Here is a 25947-nt window from a genome sequence, read left to right as displayed (position 1 = left end):
GTTCATTCCCCCTGCTACCCCTAACATCAACCCATTTTTTGCAAATCAATGAAGGATCATTTACCACTGTAGAAAAAACACATACATTTTGAATATAAATATGTGTTATTGGAAACAATTGAAACCATTAGATTAGTTATATGAGGGATGAGTGTGACTCAAAAGTTAAATGAAATAAAAAACTCTTTTATAAATACGGACGATTTTTTTGAAATCAAACTGGAAATTGAAGGTGTTCAGTTAATTTTTCTAGGGCTTCGAAGCTTAATTGATGTTGGGAAAACGACCATCGATTTTAAGAGCCAATTTCTAACACAAGGACTATGCAGAGACGATTTTATTAAGAGCTTAAAAGACAGTGCTACTTTGGAAAATTCAGAAAGTAACTATGCTTCAAAGGTTTTGGGTGGTAAGCTCATTGTTTGGTTTATGTTAGACAAAGAATACGTAATCGTTACAGAGTCATCACCAAAAACATTAACCAGAAATATTGAACAGCCCACGAATGAAAATGTTCTTCAAGGAACACTATCCTCTTTCATTGAGGATATCAATATAAATATAGGATTGATCCGTAAACAGATTGTTACGGAAGATTTACATGTTCGGAGCTTTACTGTAGGGAAGAAGCAGAGCAGAATGATCTCACTGCTATATGTTAATGGACAGGTATCAAACGATTTGCTTCACAGAGCAATAGACCAAATAAATAAAAATAAAGAACGTATAGTTCAAAACATGCAAGATGTAAACAGGATAATAAGTATCTCACCATGGAGTCTAGTGACACAATATAAAACCACAGAAGTAACACATGAAGCAGCAAAAGCGATATCGCAAGGAAAGCTTGTTTTATTTGTGGATCAAATACCTTTTGCATTTATTCTACCTAGTGTGTTATGGGATATGTTTGCAAATGAAAATGATAATAACTATACATATCCCTTGATGATCGCCATCAGATCGCTTCGTGTCATTGGCTTTTTGTTAACTCTGATCGTACCTGGCTTGTATGTAGCCCTTGTTTCTGTTAATCCCGAGGTGCTCAGAATAGAACTCGCATTATCAATAGCTCAAAGCAGAGAAGGAGTACCTTACCCCGCAATAGTAGAATTAATTATTATGCTTGTTATTTTAGAGTTAATCATTGAAGCAAGTGTAAGATTGCCAAAAAGTGTTGGGCCAACCATAACAATGGTTGGGGGTATTATTCTGGGACAAGCTGCCGTAGAAGCACAATTGGTGAGTAATTTACTGATTATCATTCTAGCTGCTACGACTATTGCAAACTCTACAATCATCGGATTTCAAAATTCTCTTTCTATTCGGCTATTTAAATATATGATCATCATACTCGCTTCAATATTCGGGGTGTTAGGGATAATGGCTGGGCTTTTTCTCGTATGTCTATACTTTTCCAGCATTTCCACGCTGGGTATTCCATTTGTTAACACAAACTTATCGAAAGAGAGATATGTTGAAAATGAATAAAAGTTTAAATATTGTTTTAACATTCATTTTAACTCATTTAGGTCTCATCTACTTCTTATACCCAGGGAACATTATTGCGAGTACGAGTGAAGCTCATTGGATTCCAATTGCAATTGGGCTAGTAGTACATTTGACACTTATGATCATATTCTTTAAAGGACTCAGTTTTTTCCCCCAAAAAAACTTGATTGACATCTTACGTTTAGCTGGAAAAAGAGTTGCTTTTATCATATTAAGCACTGTCATCATATCAATTATCTGTGCAATCATTGTTGCTTTGGTTTCAGGAACCGAGGTCGTAACGATTGTTCTTCTTTCCAATACTCCCCAATGGACGGTAGCACTATTACTACTTTCTTTATCGAGCTATTTATCATTCTTTTCATATGAAGCTATCTTTCGCACAGGGTTTTTGGTTGCTCTTCTTTTCTTACCGCTCATCCTGATTATTACTTTTGTTTCGTTTCAAAACGCAGATTGGTATTATCTGTTTCCACTTGTTAATAAGGATTTTACTTTTTTTTCAAAAAACACTTATTTAAGTAGTTTTTATCCTGTTTTTGGTGGTTTCTTATACTTAGGCTTTATACAATCCCATATTTATTATGATAAGAGAAAAATTATCTATGCAACACTCATTATTGCACCGTTTTTCTTTATTGCAGTTTATGGACCATTGTTAACATTTGGGCAAGCGACTGCGTCTCGGTATCTATATCCCTTCATTGCAACTACAGATACAGTAAATTTGAACTGGCTCGTATTTGACAGGGTTACTATTTTTTTCCTAGCCTGTCTTTTTGTTTTTCTCATGCTTTTTATTTCAATAGGGATTCGAATGATTATCCAAGTCACAAGCCATTATTTACCTAGATTTCCCACATTGTATACCATTTTTATTATTAATGTCGTAATCCATCTATCGTGTACTTTTTTTAGAGATTGGAATAACGTGATTCATTTTTATAATTGGGCTTCTTACTTAGGTCTTTTAGTGGTTGTTACAGTCACTACCTTTATTTACTTTATAGGAATAAATAATAGGAGATACAGCCATGACGAAGTTTAAGAAAAAGTTAATTATTCTTTTATTGTTACTACCATGTCTGAGTGGTTGCTGGGATAATAAGGATATCAACCATAGAATTATGCCATTGGTTTTGGGAGTTTCGAGAGAGGGGCAGGAGCTTAAAGTCATCTTACAAATTCCTAAACCCGCTAAAGACGTTACTGAGACTTCTTTGGTGATTGGAAGAGGTGAAACTGTTAACCAAGCAGTTGAAAACATTAGTCAAAACATGGAGAGCGAGATAGACTTACTGCATGTGAAAGTTATACTCGTTGAAAAGCAATTGGCAGAAGAGGGGTTAAAGGATTTAATCGGAGGGTTTATTAGGTCACGAGATATCTCTCCTAAATCCATTATTGCTATAACTGAAACAAAAATAGAAGATATCTTTGAAAAAGTAAAAGATGATAATACGACAGAAGGGTCACTCTTACTTGATCATTTTGAAAAAAATTCAGGTTGGAATCCTCAGATAGCTTTAACAAGAATATGGGAAGTATATAGAAGTATCCATTCCTACACGAGAGATGTAGCTATTCCCCTTATTAAAGTTGGAAAGTCAACGTTTATTGAACAAATAGGGTCTGCAGTTATAAAAAATGGAAAGATGGTAGGGAAGATAAGTCCAGAGCAAACATTAATATTTAATGTGATTAAAGGGGAGAGCGCACGAGGGAAAATAGAAGTTTTTAATGAGGGAAGCGTCCTTATATTGCAAAGCCATACAAAACACAAGAGTCAATTTTCAAACGGAGTTCCTTCTTTGCGCTATACGATAAACCTGGATGTGATGATATTAGAAACTAAAAATAATCCAACAACAAAAGATATCGAAAAAGGAGTAGAGATCCTTGTTACCAACGGCTTTGATACCATGTTCAAAAAGTTAAAAAATGAAAGAGCAGACATAATAGGATTTGGTCAATATTTTCGTTACCATATCCCTAGAGAAGAACTCAAGCAGTGGCGATCAAAGTACTTTACTGATTTACAAGTAAGCTTTAATGTAAAAGTAAATATATCAAATAAAGGATATCTGAAATTCCCTTCTAATTAATTTAATTGAAAGAAGTTTACTCTGTATGGGAGGACTATTAAAGGACTTTTAAGGTCCTTTTTAATTTGTATATCATTGAATAATTTTAGCTCATTTCAATAATATGTTAATTGATTTAAAAATTACTGGCATTTACATCGCTTAATATCCAGCATTCAATTATGATTCCAGGTACCCAAAAGTATCCATTAGACATAACAGTTTTTGTAAATTATGATAAAAACGTAATTTACTTTACTATGTTAAGTAAATTCGCATACCATATAAAGGGGTCATAATTATGAAAGGAAAACGTTTATATTTTTTATTAGCTTTCTCCTTACTCATTAATTGTATTTTTGTTCCTTCAGTAGTTAATGCCACAGATTCAGAACATGTTAGTAAGAATCGACTAATTTTAATTAATACTTCTACAAATGACTTATTCTTTCTAAATGGGAGTGTGGTAAAACACTTTAAAGTAGCGACTGGTTCTTATAAAACTCCTACTCCTGTAGGTTCGTTTAGAATAGTAAATAAATTTAAAAACAGGCCATATTACAAATTAAACATTCCTGGAGGTTCTCCAAACAATCCATTAGGTAACCGTTGGTTAGGTCTTGATGTTGGGGGTACCAATGGAACAACTTATGCCATTCACGGGAACAACAATGAAAGTCAAATCGGAAAAAGTGTATCTCATGGCTGTATCCGAATGCATAATCAAGATATTCAGTGGCTTTATGATCATGTTGAAGAAGATATGAACGTAGTCATAAACCGTTCAACTTCTAAAATTAAACTATTAGCTAAAGAAAACGGTTATCAGCTGGATACTGAAAAGCATCATTCAATTAAAGCAATACCAACTCCTCTTCCAAATCTAGAAATGTATACGGGACACTTAATTGTTATTAATAAATACACACATTCTATAGCCTATTTTAATGAGTCACGACTATCACATATTGATTACGGATTAGAGGCCAATCAAATACCCGATGGTAGATATATTACTCACTTAAAAAATCATAGAGAATATGAGCTTACAGGATTTGTTCACAGTAACCTGGAAATTTACCACTCAACCGTAGGGTCTATCAATACCCCACTTTTAAATGGAAATTACGAAGGTTCACCCGTAATCGTAGTTAACAGAAATGATCCATACAAATTAATTACGAAAAATTATCACTATAATATGTTGATTTTTTGAGATTTTAGCTGTTGCAGATCCCTGCAGCAGCTTCTTTAAATTCCCAAAAAAAAAATGAAAAAAAGTAGCTAGATCCTATACGTTTTACTTGTATTATTTAATATGTACAAGCACTTTCACATTCATCGCATAAAATATGAAAGTCGAAGGTTTACCTTCGATATCTTAAGGGGGGCTATTTATGCGTTGGAATGAAGAAAATTCTTCTAAAAACCATTGTTGCGGTTGCCATATTAAAGATAATCGTAAGCATGATGATTGTGGCTGTAACAAAAAAGACGATACTAAACATCACAAAAGCGACTGCTATGAAAAAAGAAATAAGTGTGACAAGTGTAGTTGGAAGAAGCATCGAAATGATAATGAATGGCGAAGACGTTGCAGAAATAGGTTAGAAAGAGTTCAAGTAATTTCAAAAGTTAACAATTGTGATTCAAAACATAAAAATGGCTCTGGTCATGAACAAGAAGACTGTAACCACAAAAAGAGAAAGAAAAGATGAGCTGCTGGTATAAATGAAGAATTTTCAGAAAATATAAAGCCATGAAGGTACCTATTTAGGTACCTTCATGGCTTTATTTAATAGAAAACTGTGCTCTGACGCACTTGACCTTATTCCTTTCAACAATAAAAGTTATTAGTCTTTAAATGAAAGGTGTAAGTACGCGATACTCGTAAACATGTTTGTCATTGCAAGAACCGTTCTGCAAAGGATGTAACTTGAGGTTTTAAAATTAAAAATAACCGCCACAAGTTAGGCTCCTAACCAGATTTCTCTCATAAATAGCCGCTGTTATTTATTTAAGACCCTCTGCAATTTAACTACATAAATCATCAGTATACATAGAGGCATGTTTTCATCTAACTTACAAATAAAGAGGAGATTATAGACAGCTCCTTGGTTATTTAAGTATAAAAGACTGGTTTGTCTGTTTCTAATGCTGTAGTTTGAAAAGTATATTTGTCTTCAACGAATATTTGGTGCCAGATCATGAAGGTCAGTATGGTCCATAGCTTCCGGCTGTTATCACGCCAGCCTTCCTGATGTTCTCGTAATAGATTAAGTACTATACTCTTATTAAATAAATAATCAGTTTCGCTTTTCTCAATTAATTCAGATGCCCAAACTAACCACTCATTACGTAGCCAATGACGTATGGGTACCGGAAAGCCTAGCTTTCTATTGTAGAGCACAGAGTTTGGTACGATACCTTCCATCGCCTTACGCAGCGCATACTTAGTTGTTTTTGCCGTAACAGTCTGTGAAGGATGTAAACGAGAAGCCACATTAAATACTTCTTTGTCTAGAAAAGGTACGCGGAGCTCTAGAGAGTGGGCCATCGTCATTTTATCTGCCTTGACTAGGATATCTCCCCGCAACCATGTGTGCATGTCGATGTATTGCATTTTATGAACATCATCATAATGCTGTGAATTTTCATAAATAGACTTCGTCACATTCTGAAACGACCACTCCTGGTTATAATCATTGAGAATTTTTTCCTTTTCATTTTCAAGAAAAATCTTTGCATTCCCTATATATCGCTCTTCAATATCCATCGCTCCTCTCTCGAGAAAACTTTTACCTTTCATTGCATGAGGAAGAACGCTCGCAATTCTTGGAAGTACTTTTCTGAAAGTAGGAGGAAGAGAACGAAAATACCTTAATGAGCGAGGTTCATTATATATTGTATAGCCACCAAACAGCTCGTCCGCTCCTTCCCCCGATAGAACAACAGTCACATGCTTTCTTGCTTCTCTTGCCAAAAAATAGAGAGGAACAGCTGCAGGATCAGCGACAGGTTCATCCAAATGCCATATAATCTTTGGAAGTTCCTGAAGAAATTCCTCCGGTTGAATGACGTAGTGTATATTTTCTACATTTAATTCTGCTGCGGTAGTTTTGGCAACATTGATCTCACTAAATCCTTCTCTTTCAAATCCAACAGTAAAGGTTTTGAGTGCATCGTGATGCTCTTTTGCAAGAGCAACGATGCTTGAGGAATCGATACCGCCTGACAAAAATGCTCCGACTGGAACATCACTTCTCATATGGAAACCCACCGACTCTCTCAAGACGTTACGTATTTCTTCAATAGAGGTGTTTAGATCTTGAAGTCTTGGTTTAAAATGCGGCTTCCAATACGAATTGATCTCTAGTTTCTGACCAATTTTTTTCTTAAAATAATGTCCCGGTTCTAAGCGCTTGATCTTTTCAGAGAGCGTATGGGGTTCCGGTACAAACTGAAACGTAAGGTAATGGTGCACACTTTCATGGTCGAGCTTTCCGCCATCAGATGCCAATAGAATGCTCTTTTTTTCAGAGGCACAGTAGAAATGGTCGTGATCATCTAGGTAGAAAAAGGGTTTAATACCAAAATGGTCCCTTGCTCCGAAGAGTTCTTGTTCCTTTTTATCCCAGATAACAAAACTATACATTCCTCTTAGGTCATCCAAAGCCTGTTCACGTTTATAACTGTAAAGAGCGATGAGCACTTCAGTATCTGACTCTGTTTGGAAGGTATAGCCTAAGGCTTGCAATTGTTTTCTGATTTCAAAGAAGTTGTATATTTCTCCATTAAAAACTATCCAATACCGGTCATCTTCATAACCAAAGGGTTGTTTTCCACTTTCAATATCAATGATGCTCAGTCTTCTGAAACCTAATAGCACATGATTATCGATATAGTAGCCTGTATCATCGGGACCTCGATGCGAGATAATATTTGTCATCTCCTTGAATACTTCAATATTTTGTTCAAAAGTGTTCAGTGGAGAATGACTGAAGACACTAATAAATCCGCACATTTTATCACACTTTCCTTATGATTAAGATAATTCTGCTATATTGCATATAACATAATACCTATATACACCAATTTTTATTGTATTTAGGAGTCTAAATCCCTAATAAGTATAAAAATTTCGAAAATTTTAGTCAACTGGAAATGTTGTCCTTATACTAATGGCTATTATTCTGTTAAGAGGCAAGGCATTTTAGAGGGGAGAAGATATCTATTTGAATTTTCAATTAACATTTTTTTCATGAACATAACTATGGTTGAATCGTAATTTTAAGTTATTTTGTAATTCTTATAAGTATCTCTTAAGTTAGTAATATTCAAAGTACTTAGGAATGAAATTAAAAACATCGAATTAGTTATTGTTTTTATTTTGATATTTTTCCGCAAGTAGTAGGAGCTTATCCTCAAATTTGAGCAGAAAGAGGGCATATGCAAACATAAAAAGCATTTTACTCCACATTTGAATACCAGTTTCATATAAATGGAGTAGGGGATTCATTAATTTTAATCCATTAATAATACCAATTATTATCGAGCAAATTATATTAAATTTTATTGTTAATTTAAGTAATTGAATAATGGTTATCTTCTCCTTGTAGCATAGGACAAAATTTTTCTTATTTTGTATGCATGTTTTTATCATTAATTTCCATTTCGGAAGAATTATATTCGTTCATAGTAGTGAGGATAGTTGTATTAAATGCTAAAGTGTCATTTTGTTTGGCTAGTTCTATTTCTCAAATCTTTAGGGAGCGTTGTTATATGCCGCTCATCGACTTAAACAACGGTCCGCCACTACAAGAGTTTATAGTACTGGATTTACATCACAATGATTTATGAGATGGTGCACTCTACCTGGCTGAATGTTAGTGTAACGAAAAACGATTGTCACTAAACACTTCGCTTTCGTTGATGAAAACTATTCAAAAGAGGAGATTGTTGTTGAGATTGGAGCGGCAATATGCGTAGTACATGGTTTTTATAGCACGATTTTAATCTCAGAGATTTATTTTGAGAGTTGGCTAAGACAACCACTTTGCCGTCCATACTGCATCACAAGCACAGTAAAGGGTCATTATAATATTGGAACGGAGATAGAGAAAGTGAATAAAGCTTTTACAGATTTTTTTACGCATAGGTAAAAATGTTGTTTGTTCTTCGAGCCTGCAAAAGGAGATAAATAGAGATGCTCTTTAAAAATTAGGTGAAGGCAATAGTTTAGTTAAAGATTATTCATGTTATACTTTTGTATAAGAAATTGTTTATTGAAATTGACTTATGCTGTATTATGGTTTCCTTGGAGGTGTTGATTGTGGAACGGAAAATAGAGCAACAAGTTATTACTTTTTTAAGGGAAAAGCTAGATCCTTATCTAATTGTTGTATTCGGTTCCACGGCTAAAGGTACGGAGCGAGTAGACAGTGATCTTGATCTTGCGTATTTAAGCAATCATAAATTAGAGAAGTACGATCGGTTCATGGTAAGCCAAGAACTCGCAGCTTTGGTTAATAAAGATGTTGACTTAGTGGATTTGAATCAAGTCTCTACGGTTTTCGCAGCTCAAATTATACAATCAGGTAAAACCATACTATGCATAGATGATAAACGTAGGATGGAATACGAGATGAAGACGTTAAAAATGTATGCGAAACTAAACGAAGAACGAGAAATCGTGATGAAAAGAATTGAAGAGAGTGGATCTATCTATGAAAAATGATGTGATTTTGAATAAGATTAGCATCATCGAACGATGTTTAAAACGAATCAATGAAGAGTATGATAACAATCCATTGAATTTAGAGAATTTTACGAAACAAGATTCAATCATCTTAAATATCCAACGAGCTTGTGAAGCGGCGATTGATTTGGGCATGCATGTGGTCGCAGAGAAGAAACTAGGTATTCCACAAACAAGTCGCGAGACGTTTGATCTTCTTCAAAAGAATAACATCATTACAATGGATTTATGTAAAGGACTAAAGGCTATGGTTGGTTTTCGCAATATCGCTGTTCATGACTATCAGGAAGTGAATCTTGAAATTGTCCAGAAAATCATTGAGAAGCATTTGATTGACTTTATGCTGTATACAGAACAAATTCTTTCCTACAAGCATGTTTAGTGTGTGACTAACTTGAAAATGACTTAAATAAATTATATAATAATTATGATAGAACTTGCATTTGCACATACTATAAAAAGAACCCTGATGCGACAACATCAGAGTTCAGCAGTTACACCGCAAGAAGAGCGGTGGCTCATATCGACTATATATTAAAAAAGTAACCTACCCTTCTAATTTTCGTCTGGCCAGACGCAGGGTGGTTACTTTTTTGTGTTGGTGATGATTATTACAACTAATGTTGCGAATGCGATCATTAAAGTTAATGTCTCGTAAGTTGTCATCATCGGCTACACCCCCTTTCTATCGGGGATGCCACCGCCACCCTGCTTATGTAACTGTATGATTATTATAACACAATATGTTCTTTTAGTTAGGGATTGGTTCAGTTCGAGGTTGAACCCAAAAGCCCATTCTGTGTTTTATTTTGTATAGAGCGAAACGCAAGGTGAAGACTTGAATACGTTGAAATATTCCTGAAGTTTATTCCTAACTGAACGATAGTTTGAGCTATTTCTGCCCGTATACCTGATAAACATACCGTTATTCCTACCAGGTTCAATGCTTCAATTACTTTAAAGATTTGATCTGCCACCATCGTATCAATGATAGGAACACCGGATAAATCAATGATTACGTGCTCAAGTCCATATTTAATACTTTGCTGCAAAGATTTTTCCATTAACTCATGAGCTCTTTTCGTATCTAAGTCACCAACGAGTGGGATGACACCAATCGTTTCAGTAATCTTAATTACAGGTATGGATAGTTCTAAGGAAGTTGCTTCAGCAGCTCCTATTCGTATAGCATACATCTCAGCATACGACATACTTAACCAATGAACAGCTCGGTCCACTACTGAATCAAATCTAGTTATGACTTCGTAAAAAAATTCAATTGAAAAATCTTGTGCTATAGCCTCATTTTTAATCATTTCCCCAATAGTATTTCTATAAAAACGCACCTCTTCGATTGCGATGTCGAGAGGAATAGAAAGCTCAACTAGTAAGTTTACAGTATCGTTTCCCCACTCTTTTAAGTTTTCGTAAGAAACGTCCAAATCATCTGAAATAGCTTCAGCATAGATTTTTATGAGTTTGATGCGCCACGAGAGAAGTTTTTCATTATTTGTATCAGTATAAACATTTGCATCAGCAGAAAATCGCTGATCCGCTAGTTGTTCTATTTGATGAAGAACGCCTTCACTAATTTGCTTTGTTAGTTTATTCTGTAAAGATGTGTTCAAGTTTTTTATATCCCCCTCGGTTAGATTATACGCCTATTTATTTTATCACAGATTAGTAATTAAACTGTTCATTAATCAAGAGATGAATATGTTTTAGTTATATATTTGAGGTTAGGCTTCTTCTAAGGCATTATCTGTATACATATCCTTATAGGGGAGGGATTATAGAGATGAGGGAGTATAGAGAAGAACTGAAATATCCAGAAGACATGCTTTTAATCATTAGAAACGGTCTAATAAATCAGGCAAACAACCCTAAGACAATATTAATCGTTGGTTCGGGAATGACGGGTTTAGTTGCAGGTTCCCTATTAAAACATGCGGGTCATAATGTGATTATTCTTGAAGCCGATCAAAGGATAGGTGGAAGAATATATACGGTTAGACAGCCGTTTACCTCAGGCAATTATATGGATTTCGGAGCGATGAGAATTCCTAACAACCATTTGTTGGTTATGGAGTATATACGATTATTTAATCTCACTTATAACTCTTTTTTAAACTCGACACCTGATGATCTTATCTTTGTAAATAACATCCTGACGAGTAGAAAAGCTTACGATGATGATCCGAGAATTTTGCGTTTTCCAGTAGAAGATAGCGAAAAAGATAAAACAGCAACTGAGCTTTTTATTGAAGCAACAAAACCATTTATTGATTTGTATAAAAGTAGTTCCCCCGAAGAGAAAAAGTTGCTGGAAAGAAAATACGAAACGTATAGCATTGATGAATTTTTGCAGAACAATCCTTTTGGTAGGCCACTATCTCAAAATGCGATCAGAAGCATAGCTGTCATGTTAGGGATTGAAGGTTTCCCTCAATTTTCTGCAGTCGATATACTCACGGATATTGCATATCCTATCTTTAGCAACGAGGTAGAATTTAATGAAATACAAGGTGGGAACGATAGACTTCCCTATGCATTTCTCCCATATCTTAATCAAGAGATCAGATTAAACCAAAGGGTAGAGACCATCCATCAATCAGAGTATGGAGTTACGATACAAACTAGAGATCCGAACACCAATCGTTCTTTTCAATATTATGGAGATTACGCACTTGTTACAGTTCCGTTTTCGGTACTACAGACCATTGATCTTAAACCTTATGATTCTATCTCTTTTAAAAAATGGCAAGTTATTCGAGAACTGGTTAATGTACCTGCTGTTAAAATTGGCATAGAGTTCCGAACGAAATTTTGGGAAGTAAACAAAGTAGGGAATAATGTATCTGACCTAACAAGTAGATTTACATATGTTCCGAGTCATGATGTGGGTAAAGCAGGTCCTGGCGTACTGGTGGCTAGTTATTCATGGGGGCAAGACGCACTTCTTTGGAGTTCTATGCCGCCAAAAGAAAAGACGCGAATCCTACTAAAGGATCTTGCAAAAATCTATGGTGATGTTGTGTATACTGAGTATATTCAGGACGTTTCGTTTGATTGGAGTTTAAATCCCTACTCTGCTGGATGTTTTACACTTTTCACGCCGGGTCAAGATCAAAAATTTGCGGAGATCATGCGTCAACCCGAAGGGAGAATTCATTTTGGAGGTGAACACACCTCTTCTTTTCACGGTTGGATTGAGGGTGCTGTGGAATCGGGTATTCGTACAGCTTATGAAATTAATAATCGATGACGATAATGTGATCATTGAAAGAGGCAGGGATTTATCCCTGCCTCTTACTATTTGCTAACCACAGGGTTACGGTCACATATTATTGAATTCGGTACTAAGAAGTGGACGGTGCAAATTTAGGTTATCACTCACCATGGTACACAAATTAAAACCTGTATATTTTTAACTTTTGTGTTGAAACTAAATGCAGAGGTGAGGTTGTGTTTAAAAAGAGAAGGACCACGAAAGTTGACCCTAACGATTCCATCCGTTCAGTTGAAAATGAATCGTGCGATGATATTCCAGTTGAAGCTGCGCAATTATTATCATTAGTGCAAAAGAAACTACACCACACATCAGATCTCAAAGTGATAACACTATTAAATATAACGTTGTTCTACATAGAGAACCAAGTAGATGATCATGAATTTAATCGAAACATAATAGGTAGGTTAAAAAGAGAAGAGTATTCCACATCAAAACAAATCATTCATGACATAGCCGTTCATGATGTAGAAAAATCACCCGACTTTGAACATGCTATTATCATGGTGCTTAAAGGGAGTGTTGGAATCCATGTGCAGGGTGCTAAAGAAATAATTCTTGCAAAAATACCTCTGAATAACCACCGTTCCCTTAGTAAACCTGAAAACGAATCTCAAGTTATAGGTCCTCAAGTAGGTTTTAATGAAAGCCTTTCAACAAACGTTTCTATGATTAGAAGGACACTGGTAACTCCCGATTTAAAAAATGAGTTATTCATTATTGGCAAAAGAACGCATACTGCCGTTTCAGTTCTATATATAGAAGGACTTGCTTCAAAAGATCATGTATCAAGATTAAATGAAAAAATATCATCCATTCAACTCGATGGCTTACTTGATAGTGCAGTTTTAAATCAGTTAATAAACGATAACGCTCTTTCAATTTTCCCTCAAATGCTATTAACTGAAAGACCAGATCGTATATGTGATGGCCTTCTAAATGGTAAAATCGCCGTCTTAGTAGATGGGAGTACAATGGCAATTCTTTGTCCACTGTCTTTTATTGAGTTTTTTGAGAGTCGTGAAGATTATAACGTTCGTTGGCCGATCGCAACGTTCATACGGTTGTTACGTTTTATCGCTATGCTTCTATCCGTATTTTTTACGGCACTATATGTCGCAGCTCTCACTTTTCATTATGAAGTCATTCCACAAGCTTTATTAGTTCCTCTAGGAGAATCAAGGTCTAGGGTTCCTTTCCCACCATTATTTGAAGCTTTGTTGCTTGAATTTATAATCGAACTTCTTAGAGAAGCAGGTGCTAGATTACCTACCAAAGTGGGACAGACCATGGGTATCGTTGGCGGTATTGTAATTGGTACAGCAGCTGTTCAAGCCGGTTTTACGAGTAATATCCTGATAATTATCGTTGCATTAGGTGCTCTAGCATCATTTACAACTCCAAGTTATACGATGGGTAGTCTTATCCGAATCATACGCTTTCCAATTCTATTCTTAGCAGGATTTTGGGGTTTTTATGGTATCATGTTTAGTTTTTGCATCATTTTAATTCATTTGTTAAGACTATCAACTCTTGGAAGTCCGTATATGGCGCCTTTCTATCCTCCCCGATTTAGAGATTGGGCTGACAGTATCGTGCGGCTACCATTTACAAACACGTTTAAGAGACCAACTTTATCAAGACCACAGGACAAAACAAAATACAAACCGGATGAAGTAAATTAAAGGTGGGTTGAGTTATGGAAGTACTTCAAAGAATAAAACCAAACAATATGGTCAATGCGTTTATGGTGTTCTTTGTTGTCCATGCTACCCAGATTGGAGTAGGCCTTCAAGGTTTTCAGCGTATCATCTACCAAGATGCACAACAAGATGCATGGATTTCCGTATTAATATCTGGTTTTGGTACCAATATTCTTGTTTATGTGATAATCAAAACCTTAGAGCTGTATGATTCTTCAGATATTTATGGTATACATCATGATGTATACGGAGTACTACTAGGTAAGCTGTTTAACGTTGTTTATATCTTTTACTCACTTCTTAGTTTTTTTGTGGTGCTACGAAACTACATAGAGGTCATCCAGGCCTGGATCTTTCCTGAGTTGCCGCTATGGTTTCTATCTTTTTCCATGCTCTTGCTTGTGATCTATGGAATCACTTCTGGTGTACGAAGTATTATCGGTATCTCCTTCTTTAGTGTAACTCTTTCGCTTTGGCTACTCCTCTTCTTAATGTATCCCTTGCAGTATGCAAGATGGGATCAAATGCTGCCTTTATTAGAGGCAGATATCGCATCCCTATTAAAAGGGGCTTTTAATATGACATTCACGGTGTTGGGGTTTGAAATTCTATACACCATCTATCCTTTCTTAAAAGAAAAGGAAAAAGTACAAAGGTTTGCTCAATATGGGTTACTATTTACTACATTAATTTATACAACCCTTATGATTGTAGCAATTGTTTATTTTAGCGGGACACAACTAGAGAGAACTGTCTGGGCAACATTATCCTTGTTTAAAGTTGTACACCTGCCTTTTATTGAGCGTTTTGAGTACGTGGCGATCACATTTTGGATGTTAATCATTCTACCTAATCTCATCTTCTATATGTGGTCTGCATGCCAAGGAATCAAACGGATGTTTCAAATAAAAGAGGAAAAAAGCATTTGGTTATTATCTGTAATTGTTATGATTGGAGTGCAACTTATCGTTACGCGAAATCAAGTGAACATGCTTAACGATTACTTTGCAAAATGCGCTTTTTATGTTGTATTTTGTTATCCGTTTTTATTATATGGTATTGCTTGGGTTAAGAAAAAAATTAGTTCAAGGAGCAAGTCATGAAATTGAAACGTTCTATACCTCTAATCATTACATTAATTTGTACTTTATTACTTACTAGTTGTTCAGATAAGAAGATACTTGAAGACATAGGATTAATTACTACTGTGGGATATGACTTAGTTGGTAAGAAAAAAATAAGTTCTACCATGGTGATCTTACAGATTGATCCTGAAGCAGCTAGAAATATTGACGTCATATCAAGTGAAGCTCTTACTAGTAAAGGCGGAAGGATAAACGGAAATTTAGAAACCTCAAAAGTTTTAGAATCTGGACAGCTTCGTGTCGCTTTGTATAACGATAAAATTGCAAAAAGGGGAATTAGACCATATGCAGATACACTTGCTAGAGATCCTTCTATTAGTGATCTTACTTATCTTGCAATAGTGGAAGGTTCCACGAAATCTCTTTTGGAACACCAATATGAAAATATGCCTGATGTTGGACAGCATTTATATAATCAAATTCAGCAATTAACAGATAAGGAGCAAATTTCTAACGCCACACTTCAAGAAGTACAACAAAGTTATTACTCGGATGGTATTGATCCTATTTTACCTCTGGTTAAACGTGAGGGCGAGCATATTCGTATTTCTGGCAATGCTATCATGAGAAACGATAAGATGGTTGGTAAATTAACAGCAGAAGAGAGTTTTTTTGTGAAGTTAATACGAGACGAGTATCGTGCTGGCAGTATTGAATTAACTTTTGAAATGAAAGATGAAAAACAAAAAAAACATAAAATAACAACTGTTATTGATACGATCAAAAGTTCACGAAAACTTAATCTTGTTGAGAAGAATGATCCTAGGTTCTATCTTGACCTTAAAATACAAGGCCGGTTATTGGAATTACAGGGTGAAATAGATCTGATTAATCCACAAAATGTAGAAGCTTTAGAGAAAGCGATTAGTCAAAAGATGAAGAAAGAAGCTCAATATGTTATTTCCTATTGTCAAGAACGAAACTCAGATGTTTTTGGTTTTGGTGAAGTGTACAGAAGCTCTGTTAGACATTCAAATTTGTCAAAAAGAGAATGGCATCAAAAATATAGAAAGATTACCTATGATATGGAGGTGGATTTTTCACTTATAAGAACGGGTATTACAGAATAACTTCTATGCAATCTACCTGCAGAAAGCTTATTTAAGTTATGTCTTCTGTATTTATAATTGCACATTTGATTAATAAAAGTATGATTTTTATCCCGGAAAATCGTTAAGTAATATCAGGAAATTAACTACTTTAGAGGTTGCGTCAGGAAAATACGAGATTACAACGCCATGGAAATTGAAAAACCCGATGACCTTAATGGATCAAAGAGAACTGGGCTTTGGTTTAATTACAAAGCATTCTAAAACTATATATAGCGTATATTAAAATAATTTACAAAAAATTCAGTTTTTATACGTCTGCTTAAAATTTGAAGAATCATCTTAAAAAGAGATTACGCGTAATTTTATTCGCCATGTGTTAAATTTTCGGTTACATGATGGAATTATCTGAGGAAATGAATATATTCGAGTTTAAAGATTTTTGCTGAGGAATCATTGTTTTAAAGAAGATTCAACAAAGCCGATAATGCTCGACAGATTGCATCCTCCTGTATAAACAATATGTGTTCAGGTATGTCACGGAATACCCCTTCAATTCTCCCTTTTTAATAAAATTTCGATATTGCACTTCACGCTTGCGCAGCGTGATGATATAAATTGGAGTGTTGTCCTTTTAATTCATCTAAAACAAGTCAGAAATATATGCTGTAAGTAATACGGACTTCACCTTGCTCAGTTATTACAATCTAAGATTGGAATTTGTCTTTGCTTATGAGATTTATAAGATTCAAGTTTTTAACATTAGTGAAGGGGAGGAGCGAATATTCAAAATTAGTTTTCATTTTACTTGGACAATCAATGTAAAGTTTATTAAAGATCTAGAGACGAGTAGGGATTTTTATTAGTACTAATTATCTATTGCTTTTGTATACTTTCATTAGGATTAATAAAATAGACCTATTAGCGGATTACTCTTTTCGCTGTAAGCATTATGTATCATAACCTTTCAAAGCAGCTGTATCTAGACCTATCTGGAGTAACGTTTATTTCGTGTAGCTTAGGGGAAAACATGGTGCTACAAACCAATTATTGGTATGATGTAACTATAATTTGGTACTAATTACTTACTAACATGTGATATGGAGGCTAATATGAGTGAACAAAAACAGATTGAATTAAAGAATGTGTTAAAAAAAATGATACGGTCTTATGCAGCAGAACATGGAGAAATGATCTTTAAAGTAGTAAAAGTAAAGGATCAATACTTATTTAGTGCTGCTAACACCAAACTCCTACAAGCAATAAATCTTAACGAGAAGGATGTAGTGGGAAGTTCAATCTATAACGGCAGACTTCCTGCAGAAGATATGAAATACGCATATGATATAGCATTTAATGGGCAAGAAATTTTTTATTATTTCTTTCCACCGTTAGCATCTGATATTTTTTTAGTGGTTTATTGTGAACCTATTTTTTTAAATGGAAGTGTTGTAGAAATTAAAGGACATTGCGCTTCATTAAAGAATGAAAGTGACGGTATAATTGGAGAATTGCTGCATTATTATAAACCCTTTAAACTTATAAATCCCTTACCTAAAGAAGACAAAGGAGAAATTAAAGATAATTAGGTGAAACTTGAAAAACGATAAGCTTCTTAAAGATTGAGTTTCAAAATATTGTTCAACAAAATTAATTATTTATCTTTAGTGAGGGTTAAATTCCTATTTAGGCTGGATAAAAGAAACTGTAAGGAACAAGGAGTGGAACTGGAAAACTAATCTGTGCGAATTAGTATACATTACTAAAAATACTGAATGAATCCTTCTGAACTCATATTACTCTGTAAACTCTACGATATCTCCAGGGTTACAATTAAACGTTTGACAAAGCATGGCTATAACTTTTAGGCTAATAAATTCGTTCTTGTTAATTTTTAGTAGTGCGTTTGAACTTACATAAACTCTGAGATCTGTTAGATTCATAGAATGATGTTCTAACAAATTCCATAGTCCATTATAATTTGGCTTTAACTTTAGATTCTGAGACACAATAACACACCTCTAGTAATTTATTTGATGGATAACAGTATATATTAGTGAGTAAAAGGGTTATACACATTCTCATTATTCCGGTTAAAAATATTTAATTTTTCAATTCTACATTTTAATTAAGACAACTTATATGGATATTTCGAATTATATGTTTTTGTTAATATATATGTTATGTATGATGTATAATATCATAACTTTAAGATGAGTAGAGTTTTAACGTAATTCAGGCTAACTTTATACCAGCTTATTATTCTTGAAGTGAATAAATTTATTAGTATAAAAAGATGGATTTTTCTAACCTTTAAAAGGCTTTAGTAATAGGTTATTCAAGTAGAAAATCTCACTATGATTTATTTTTTGAAAGGACTCTTATTTAAAAAAACAACAAATTCAGACACTACTGATATTTGTTTTTTTAATAAATGTACTACACTGATTCGACCTGTAACATACTGTAACATATTTAAATTTTCTCTTGGCTAATACTTGTTTACTGATTGAGGCTATAAACATATTAATTGCGTTAATATCAAGCTTAGGTTCTTTACTCATGCTCACCTCCCCTTAATATACTTGAATATACTACTAGTACATCATAATAATAGTTCTTTAACAACAAGCCTGATTAATATGCTTACTTTGATGTAAGTAGAATATTTATCATACTTCTTATATGAAAATTCTAAGAAAGAAAGTAACCCATTTAATGAAAATAAGGTGAATTTTGTTCGTAAGGTTATAGAAATTACAACAATCATATTAATAATCACAAAATGTAAAATATTGAAAATATTAAGTCCGAAAATTGTGATGTATAATATAAGTATGAACATATTCTCGAATAATTAGGTGATTTAATGGAAAGAAAAGTAGAGTTAAATTCAATTATAAAAAAATTAATCATCAAGTACGAACAAAACCATATTAAATCGACAGTGGTTTTTTATAAGGTTGGGGAAAGTTATATTTTTAAAGATATAAACCAAGAACTTCTTGAAGAACTCGGGCTTAAGAAGGGTGAGATTATTGGTGAAAAATTAAATTTCTTTGATGTCAATCAAAAATTTGTGGAGAAACTAAAAAAACTATATGACACAGCTTGGGGAGGGAAAGAAGTAATTTATTTCTGCGACTCTCTCGTACATTACGATTCTATTTTGGTTATTTTTCTAGAACCACATCAAGAGGGCGGACAAGTTAACGAAGTTATTGGACATGGTGTTTCTATTAAGAAAAAGGATTTACAGCACATATTAAAAATGCCATCAGCTATTGAAATTTTTGAAGGAATTACAATTTTTCCTAAGTGGAAGTTGTAAAATGAATTTAAAATGTTAAGACTTCATAACCCTTCAAGGATGTGAAGTCTTTTTTCAATACTATTATATTTTTAAAGTTCTTCCATATCCCAAAATTTCTAGTGCTTGTTTTAATGAGGCCATTGTTTGAATTCCTGACATTTCTGATTCAAATGATAAAGCTGTAAGAGCGATATCAGGACGAACTCCAGTTAAAATAGTTTTTACACCCAGTAGCCTTAATGAATCAATGAGCATAAACAGGTGTCTTAAAACTTCTGGGGTTAGAGAGGTTACTCCGGATATATCAATTATCAAAAAGGATAGCTTTTCCTTTATACACTTTTTCAGTGTTATCTCTCTTAAAATATCGGCTCGATCATCATCAATTTCACCAATTAATGGTAGCACGCCTAAGTTATGAAAAAGAGGTACTACAGGGACAGACAAATCAGTGATTCTTTTCTTTTGTTGTTGGTTTATTTCGTTATAGTTTTTTACGTAAGTCTCATTAAATGTATGAGTAGCAAGGTCTATATTTATATCCATTTTTTTTATAACCGCTAACAAGGCATTTATAGAGAGCTCTTCACTATTAACATCTTTAGAGATTAAATCTAACATCGCTCTTCGTATAAATGGAAGTGGCTGCATTGCAATATCAAGAGATTGACCGTACTCGACTGCGAAAAGAGCTGTCTTTTTTGCCCATTCCATTAATACTAACTCTGCCTTCTCATCTTTCATACTTAGTGATTCGCCAAGTAGTTTTATGAAACTCACTATATAAGAATAAGATTTTTGTTTATCATATGGTTGGTGAAAGACTGTAGGATATCTTGAGGATCGTTCTTCTAAAACACGATGTGAGATTGTTTCCGCTTGCATAATAAGAGCTTGTCCGATTTTAGTAAAAGAATTAGAGCTATTCAACATCTTTTATTTCCTCCAATGTAAAAGATTTAGTAACAACTTGTGAAATTATTGATTTTGATGCAATTAGCTCTTGAATTATAAAAACGAGTGTATTAAGTCTTGATTAATTATAATGCTTTTATATTGAAAATTCTATAAAAGACAGGTTTTAAACTTTTTGGTAATTCTTATCATTTAAATGAAATCGGAATATTTATTCTGCTTCAGCCATAAAATTAAGCTTCATATTATAATTTCACGTACCGTTAATCTGAATTAACACTATTCAAATACAAGCGAATAGAACAATCATTCCTGTTACCGCTTATTATTTATAATCAAGATAAGTAAAGATTATCTTGATTATAAAAATAAATTTACATTATATATGTAAAAAGTAGTTTATTAAGTTAGTTGTAGTGTTAAAATAAGTTGAAGACTTAATGAATAATACTAAATAAAGATAAGCTGATTCTATTTTCATTTTGAGAGGAGAGTCACATGAATAATCTTGAAATAACAAAAGAAAAAAGTAGAAGTGAAGAATTAACAGAGTTGATACAAAATCTGGAGAATAAAAAATTTTTAGATGAAGATCGAAATCTCAATTTGAGAGAAGCAAGCGAACGGGATTTTATCGAGATGTTCTTTTTTGCACGTGTTTTTCTAAAGGGGAAGGAGTTCTCCCATCATACGAAGCGAGCGTATCGAGCCGATGCAAAAACGCTGCTTGATTATTTAGCTGAAAATGAACTCTCTTTTTCAGACATCGGATATCCAGAAGTAAAAGCGTACAACGAATACATCTCAGAGAAGTACGCTGCTAAGACAGCCATCCGTAAATTAGAGTTTTTTCGCAGACTGCTGGATTTTGGATACGACACCAAGTATTACTCAGCACTTCTCTCTCGTTGGATTCATAAACCATCAATAAAACGTGGCCATTATTTAAATGAAGATAATAAGAACCGTGTGCAGTTACGTGAATTAAACCAGGTAGATGCGGAAAGGTTGATAGAGTACTTTCCGCGAGTCGTGAGAACCAAACATAAAAAGAAACATCTGCAACAACGAAACTTACTTCTAGGTTATCTGCTTTACACGACGGGACTTCGTGCGAGTGAAATCGTTAATTTGAACAAAGGAAGTTTTTGTTACCGGAAAGATGAACTATGGGTGAATGTGATTGGTAAGGGTGGTAAACATCGTGAGGTTCCCATACGTGAAGAAACGGAAAAAGAACTTATTCGTTATCTTAATATGTGGGAAGGAAACACAGATATAAATATGAATGATGAAACACCTTTATTTTATTCTCTATATAATAAGGAAGAAACTCGTCAGAGAATTACTTATAATCACCTTTATAAGATTGTAAAAGAGGCCGTACGGATAGCTGGTGTGAACACAAAAATTAGTCCACATTGGTTTCGTCATACGTTTGTTACAACGATGCTTGAAAATGAAGTACCTCTTATTGATGTAAAAGAGTGGGTCGGTCACTCTGATATATCTACCACAAACCTATATTTAGAGCGAGTGAATAAAGGAAAGAGTTATCAGCGCTTAAAGAAAGTTAACTTGTTCGAAAATAGAGTATGAGAATCATAGTGCCGTTATCATGTTAACTTTTAAGATGATTTGTAGATGCTTGCTCATTCTTGCCTTGAAAGGACCATCCTGATTTGAAGATTAACTCTTCATACTGTTATTAACTTGTTATAGAAGTGGTGATCTTTGAAAAATATGTAAAATAGTGCACCTTTTAAAGGTGCACTTCTTATTTTTTCTACACATAATTCTTGCCACTACTACGGGATAGATCATATAGTATGCCTTAGGATTCACAAGAAGTAATATTAAGTGTCCAACCACCGTCGATTATTCCTACATCACCACCGACAAAATCTTGAACATATAGACTCCAAGCACCATTGGGATTCGCTCCATTGAAGGCGAGTAATTGTGATCCGAATGGTGGCGTAGGTGCGGAAAGATTGTAATTTCGGTTACAGAAGGCGCTAGGTTGGAACGTTCCGGAAACTATAGGTCCTACAATTTGACTAGGTGCATTATCATCAAAGGTTAGTGTGGCGTTTACAGCATTCGTTCCACCACCTGCGCAATCCAATAGATCTACATTTTGGCCACCAGGCCCAACTAGTAGGATGCCTACGTCATCTGGAAAGGTGTGACTAAAATTATTGATGACAACGGTTACTTTAAGGATATTACCATTTAATCCCGTGACGGTAATTGGAGAAGGATAAGGAACACCTTGAGATAAATCTGGAATTGTAATTGAGGTAGGATTGGTGAAGCTTGATGTTGTTTCAACACAAGAAGGTGTAATACCAATAGAACATATACAAGCGCAGTCGATTATAATTGGTGAATCATCCCTAATGCCAATTATACAATTATCAATAAACTTATCAAATGTAATTCGAAAAGGTGCTGATGCACCTTTTAATAAGAGTAAAAGGGGAGTACCTTTATATAAACCTTTAAATGTTTGACATACACAACTATTATATATTTTAATTACCTCCATAATTTTAGGTAAAATATATTATGTATTAAAACACATTTTTGGTTAGACTCATATATTAGTAAGTTGTATAATAAATTCGCAAGTATATTATATACATAAATATATGTTGTTGTATATATCAATTTTAATAACAATAATTGTGTATAAATTAAAGTTGTTGTTAATAATAACAGAAAATACAGTATTTTTTCATCATAATAATAATTTCACTACAAACATATATGGACGATTTGTAGATGATAGTCGAAATTACAGAATATGAGGTATGTAAAAAGCACTGCATTGCAGCGCTTTTTTATCCGATATTTTCCATGTTTTACAATCTATAATGGATCCATTGTATGAAATGTAAGGGAAGCGTAATTTTATTGATAAACTATTATCTTTCTGTATTTACCATTACATCAATAAAATCTTCAATAAATAATGAATAATTTAGTTTTGTCGCGATTCGAGTTTTACCGTTCTGACCTGTTGGCCTTAGATCTATATAAGAAAGTCCCTTAGCTTCCCCAGTACCATTGATTACTTTTGCATCATAAAATATATAGTTAACTATCGAGGGGTTATTAATAAGCATTATGGCAAGTAGATCATGAATAGGTGCACCATGAATGCCGGGAATTAACTTTTGATACGCCTTGTAATAGTATAAAAATATGGGTTTCAGTAAATCTCTAAATGGTGAGGTTGTTTGTTGTATAACATGTTGTATAATTTGCTCGGTTAAGATAGCATCCTGTGTGGCATTTAAAGGGACGATTGTTAAATTGTGTGCATACTTTAGCACATAATTACTTGAGGTTGGATCTCCATAGAAATTTGCTTCAGCTAAAGGGGTGACATTACCTGGCACAAAAAAGGCACCCCCCATAATATAAAACGCTCCAACATTCGTAATTTCTTGGTTGTACAAGATAAAAGCTATAGCCAAGCTCGTAGATCTCCCGGTATCCACTACAATTAATTCTTTTCCGTATTTATTGAATAGGTATCTTATTGTATCAAAAGGATAAATTTGATATTTCATATCGCTTTGAGGCTGAATCGGTCCTATTCCTCCAGCTCCATGAATTTCGGGATAATAGGTGACAGGATCCTGTTGAACAGGATTAGCTGCACCTGGAATAATGGGAATATGTTCTTGGTTGGCTAGTTTGAGTAAATAGTAGGCGTTTGCTGTAGCTTGTTCCTTAGTAACGTTTCCGTAGCTAGTAACAATACCAACTAGTTCAAGGTTAGGGTGTAAGAGTGTATAAATTATAGCCAAGGAATCATCAATACCTGGATCGCAAAAGAATAGTATCTTCTTCTTCAAAAGTAACCTCCTTCAACAAATTATTTGAATTAATGACCATTATTCATGTTCTAAACATTTATTTAATAAACCCATCATGTTATCGAGAGATAAATCTATTTCTTGTTTCTGTAGTTCCTCCAACTGTTTGATAAAATCGGTAACATTTAGCCCTTTTCTTTCAATCTGTTGAAGCCCTTTTAAATATTCTACACGTATATACCGGTTATTTGATTGAGGCATTAGTTTCATCACCTTTAATTTAATCTGTGAGTTTGATTCAGATACAAAATTTATATAGTATATGTTCTATGTTGGCGTTTGAAACCAATAAAACATAAAAAACGCAAAAAATACCAATTGATTAGATTGGCTTGTACAAAAAATCATAATTTAATAATAAGTTGATAAATGAGGTTAATCTTTTTCTCTAATTGTCTCCCTTAATTTTCTAAGAATTGTAATAATAAAATCAGCTTCCTTTACTGTAATATGCATTCCATCTAAAGTGAAATTATACTTTTCTGCAAGTTTTTCGCTACTGAGTTCAAGATCTTCTATTAGTTTTTCTTCTTCATTGGAATAGGTTTTCTCATCAAGAAAATATGAGATATTAACATCATATACATCAGCAATTCTGGATAAGAGCTTAATACTTGGATTTAAGAGACCGCGTTCTATTTTTGATAAATTGCTAAAATCATATTTAATTTTACTTGCAAGTGTTTTTATTGTGTCACCTCTTTGTTTCCGTAATTGCCTAATTTGGTACATCAGGTAAGCACCTCCTTAAAGATTGGAGAGAGTTTTTAGAGTTGTAGGCTTTCTAAATGACTATTTAGAAAAAGAGCTGCTATCATTATTAGCTCTTGTTTAGGACTAAAGTTAAAATTAATCACAAATATAGTGATGCGGATAAAAAGATGTAAAAGCCTCATATAATGTAGAAATTAACATTCGTAATCTTATTTTTATTCTGTTGTACTGTAAACTATGCTTGTAACAAGTGATTTGAGGGAAGGAGGACACTTTACAAATAAGTAAACAGAGTGTCAATTTTTTCTCTTTATAAAGAACTGAACATATTTTTGAGTTTCAGATTAAGGGAAGGATTTCAAATGAATTGAGTTATTATTTATTAAAGACTTATGGAGAATAATAAAGGATAATTCTGAATGGGGAAAATTAACAGTATATCTCATGTATATGTGGTAGGCGTATAACTACTTTATTGATGAGATTACGGATGATTATTGTTTGAAGGAGCATTTCACCTTTTCATCAAAGTTGTAAAGGTAGACGGAGAGCTCTTTAGTACAATTTTGACTCAA

General features: G+C 33.9%; 23 protein-coding genes. 14 read left to right on the top strand and 9 right to left on the bottom strand.

All coding sequences use genetic code 11. The features are described from left to right. Nucleotides 1-153: 153 nt before the first annotated feature. From IHV09_RS19365 to IHV09_RS19345, 5 genes are all read left to right on the top strand, one after another. Nucleotides 154-1491 carry a spore germination protein gene (locus IHV09_RS19365; protein ID WP_197265271.1) on the top strand — a complete coding sequence of 446 codons (1338 nt, stop codon included), beginning with the start codon at nucleotides 154-156 and terminating at the stop codon, nucleotides 1489-1491. After that, entirely contained in the window at nucleotides 1484-2560 is a 1077-nt protein-coding gene (locus tag IHV09_RS19360; RefSeq protein WP_197265270.1) for a GerAB/ArcD/ProY family transporter, read from the top strand. Before IHV09_RS19365 ends, IHV09_RS19360 begins: the two co-directional genes overlap by 8 nt. After that, on the top strand, nucleotides 2547-3617 hold the full coding sequence (locus IHV09_RS19355) for a Ger(x)C family spore germination protein (protein WP_197265269.1): 1071 nt from the start codon (nucleotides 2547-2549) through the stop codon (nucleotides 3615-3617). The genes IHV09_RS19360 and IHV09_RS19355 overlap by 14 nt, the downstream gene beginning before the upstream one ends. Before the next feature lie 280 nt (nucleotides 3618-3897). Next, nucleotides 3898-4812 carry a L,D-transpeptidase gene (locus IHV09_RS19350; protein WP_197265268.1) on the top strand — a complete coding sequence of 305 codons (915 nt, stop codon included), beginning with the start codon at nucleotides 3898-3900 and terminating at the stop codon, nucleotides 4810-4812. A 191-nt stretch (nucleotides 4813-5003) separates the two neighbouring features. Then, a complete protein-coding gene (locus IHV09_RS19345; RefSeq protein ID WP_197265267.1) occupies nucleotides 5004-5207 on the top strand; it encodes a hypothetical protein in 204 nt (67 codons plus the stop codon). 511 nt (nucleotides 5208-5718) lie between these two features. Here IHV09_RS19345 and asnB read toward each other — a convergent pair. Further along, nucleotides 5719-7620 carry an asparagine synthase (glutamine-hydrolyzing) gene (gene asnB / locus IHV09_RS19340; RefSeq protein ID WP_197265266.1) on the bottom strand — a complete coding sequence of 634 codons (1902 nt, stop codon included), beginning with the start codon at nucleotides 7618-7620 and terminating at the stop codon, nucleotides 5719-5721. Between the two features lie 1305 nt (nucleotides 7621-8925). On the opposite strand from asnB, the gene mntA reads away from it, so the two are divergent. Next, complete coding sequence (mntA, locus tag IHV09_RS19335) at nucleotides 8926-9333, top strand: type VII toxin-antitoxin system MntA family adenylyltransferase antitoxin (RefSeq protein WP_197133706.1); 408 nt, start codon at nucleotides 8926-8928, stop codon at nucleotides 9331-9333. Further along, nucleotides 9323-9736 carry a type VII toxin-antitoxin system HepT family RNase toxin gene (gene hepT / locus IHV09_RS19330; protein ID WP_197133561.1) on the top strand — a complete coding sequence of 138 codons (414 nt, stop codon included), beginning with the start codon at nucleotides 9323-9325 and terminating at the stop codon, nucleotides 9734-9736. The genes mntA and hepT overlap by 11 nt, the downstream gene beginning before the upstream one ends. A 203-nt stretch (nucleotides 9737-9939) precedes the next feature. On the opposite strand, the gene IHV09_RS22855 is transcribed toward hepT, so the two are convergent. Further along, nucleotides 9940-10020, bottom strand: a complete 81-nt coding sequence (locus IHV09_RS22855; protein WP_370569004.1) for a putative holin-like toxin — start codon at nucleotides 10018-10020, stop codon at nucleotides 9940-9942. A 101-nt stretch (nucleotides 10021-10121) separates the two neighbouring features. Further along, complete coding sequence (locus IHV09_RS19325) at nucleotides 10122-10982, bottom strand: STAS domain-containing protein (RefSeq protein WP_197133563.1); 861 nt, start codon at nucleotides 10980-10982, stop codon at nucleotides 10122-10124. A 170-nt stretch (nucleotides 10983-11152) separates the two neighbouring features. On the opposite strand from IHV09_RS19325, the gene IHV09_RS19320 reads away from it, so the two are divergent. The 5 genes from IHV09_RS19320 to IHV09_RS19300 all read left to right on the top strand — a co-directional run bounded on the left by IHV09_RS19320 (nucleotide 11153) and on the right by IHV09_RS19300 (nucleotide 18129). Beyond that, nucleotides 11153-12619, top strand: a complete 1467-nt coding sequence (locus tag IHV09_RS19320) for a flavin monoamine oxidase family protein (RefSeq protein WP_197265265.1) — start codon at nucleotides 11153-11155, stop codon at nucleotides 12617-12619. Between the two features lie 200 nt (nucleotides 12620-12819). After that, nucleotides 12820-14328 (top strand): spore germination protein, encoded by a 1509-nt coding sequence (locus tag IHV09_RS19315; protein ID WP_197265264.1) that lies wholly within the window; start codon nucleotides 12820-12822, stop codon nucleotides 14326-14328. Between the two features lie 14 nt (nucleotides 14329-14342). Beyond that, on the top strand, nucleotides 14343-15449 hold the full coding sequence (locus tag IHV09_RS19310; RefSeq protein WP_197133569.1) for a GerAB/ArcD/ProY family transporter: 1107 nt from the start codon (nucleotides 14343-14345) through the stop codon (nucleotides 15447-15449). Beyond that, nucleotides 15446-16561, top strand: a complete 1116-nt coding sequence (locus IHV09_RS19305; RefSeq protein ID WP_197133571.1) for a Ger(x)C family spore germination protein — start codon at nucleotides 15446-15448, stop codon at nucleotides 16559-16561. Before IHV09_RS19310 ends, IHV09_RS19305 begins: the two co-directional genes overlap by 4 nt. Before the next feature lie 1091 nt (nucleotides 16562-17652). Further along, nucleotides 17653-18129 (top strand): hypothetical protein, encoded by a 477-nt coding sequence (locus IHV09_RS19300; protein ID WP_197265263.1) that lies wholly within the window; start codon nucleotides 17653-17655, stop codon nucleotides 18127-18129. A gap of 207 nt (nucleotides 18130-18336) precedes the next feature. Here the strand turns inward: IHV09_RS19300 and IHV09_RS19295 are convergent, their stop codons facing one another. Next, nucleotides 18337-18549, bottom strand: coding sequence for a helix-turn-helix domain-containing protein (locus IHV09_RS19295; RefSeq protein ID WP_197133573.1), 213 nt, complete (start codon nucleotides 18547-18549; stop codon nucleotides 18337-18339). A gap of 860 nt (nucleotides 18550-19409) precedes the next feature. On the opposite strand from IHV09_RS19295, the gene IHV09_RS19290 reads away from it, so the two are divergent. Then, the gene (locus IHV09_RS19290; RefSeq protein ID WP_197265262.1) at nucleotides 19410-19871 is read left to right on the top strand and encodes a hypothetical protein; all 462 of its coding nucleotides are present in this window, start codon (nucleotides 19410-19412) and stop codon (nucleotides 19869-19871) included. Nucleotides 19872-19934: 63 nt separating this feature from the next. Here IHV09_RS19290 and IHV09_RS19285 read toward each other — a convergent pair whose 3' ends face one another. Further along, nucleotides 19935-20786, bottom strand: a complete 852-nt coding sequence (locus IHV09_RS19285; RefSeq protein ID WP_197265261.1) for an STAS domain-containing protein — start codon at nucleotides 20784-20786, stop codon at nucleotides 19935-19937. Between the two features lie 480 nt (nucleotides 20787-21266). On the opposite strand from IHV09_RS19285, the gene IHV09_RS19280 reads away from it, so the two are divergent. Continuing rightward, the gene (locus tag IHV09_RS19280; RefSeq protein WP_197133576.1) at nucleotides 21267-22367 is read left to right on the top strand and encodes a tyrosine-type recombinase/integrase; all 1101 of its coding nucleotides are present in this window, start codon (nucleotides 21267-21269) and stop codon (nucleotides 22365-22367) included. Nucleotides 22368-22602: 235 nt separating this feature from the next. Here IHV09_RS19280 and IHV09_RS19275 read toward each other — a convergent pair whose 3' ends face one another. The 4 genes from IHV09_RS19275 to IHV09_RS19260 all read right to left on the bottom strand — a co-directional run bounded on the left by IHV09_RS19275 (nucleotide 22603) and on the right by IHV09_RS19260 (nucleotide 25390). After that, nucleotides 22603-23319, bottom strand: coding sequence for a proprotein convertase P-domain-containing protein (locus tag IHV09_RS19275; protein ID WP_197265260.1), 717 nt, complete (start codon nucleotides 23317-23319; stop codon nucleotides 22603-22605). Between the two features lie 379 nt (nucleotides 23320-23698). Further along, a complete protein-coding gene (locus IHV09_RS19270) occupies nucleotides 23699-24637 on the bottom strand; it encodes a nucleoside hydrolase (protein WP_197265259.1) in 939 nt (312 codons plus the stop codon). Nucleotides 24638-24676: 39 nt separating this feature from the next. Then, a complete protein-coding gene (locus tag IHV09_RS19265; RefSeq protein ID WP_197265258.1) occupies nucleotides 24677-24859 on the bottom strand; it encodes a hypothetical protein in 183 nt (60 codons plus the stop codon). A 174-nt stretch (nucleotides 24860-25033) separates the two neighbouring features. Next, nucleotides 25034-25390, bottom strand: coding sequence for a helix-turn-helix domain-containing protein (locus IHV09_RS19260; RefSeq protein ID WP_231618417.1), 357 nt, complete (start codon nucleotides 25388-25390; stop codon nucleotides 25034-25036). Nucleotides 25391-25947 lie beyond the last annotated feature (557 nt).

The sequence above is a fragment of the Fictibacillus sp. 23RED33 genome, from assembly GCF_015903925.1.
Lineage (GTDB): Bacteria > Bacillota > Bacilli > Bacillales > Fictibacillaceae > Fictibacillus > Fictibacillus phosphorivorans.
Note: the sequence above shows the minus strand (reverse complement) of the source record. Positions and strands in the feature narration are given on the sequence as shown.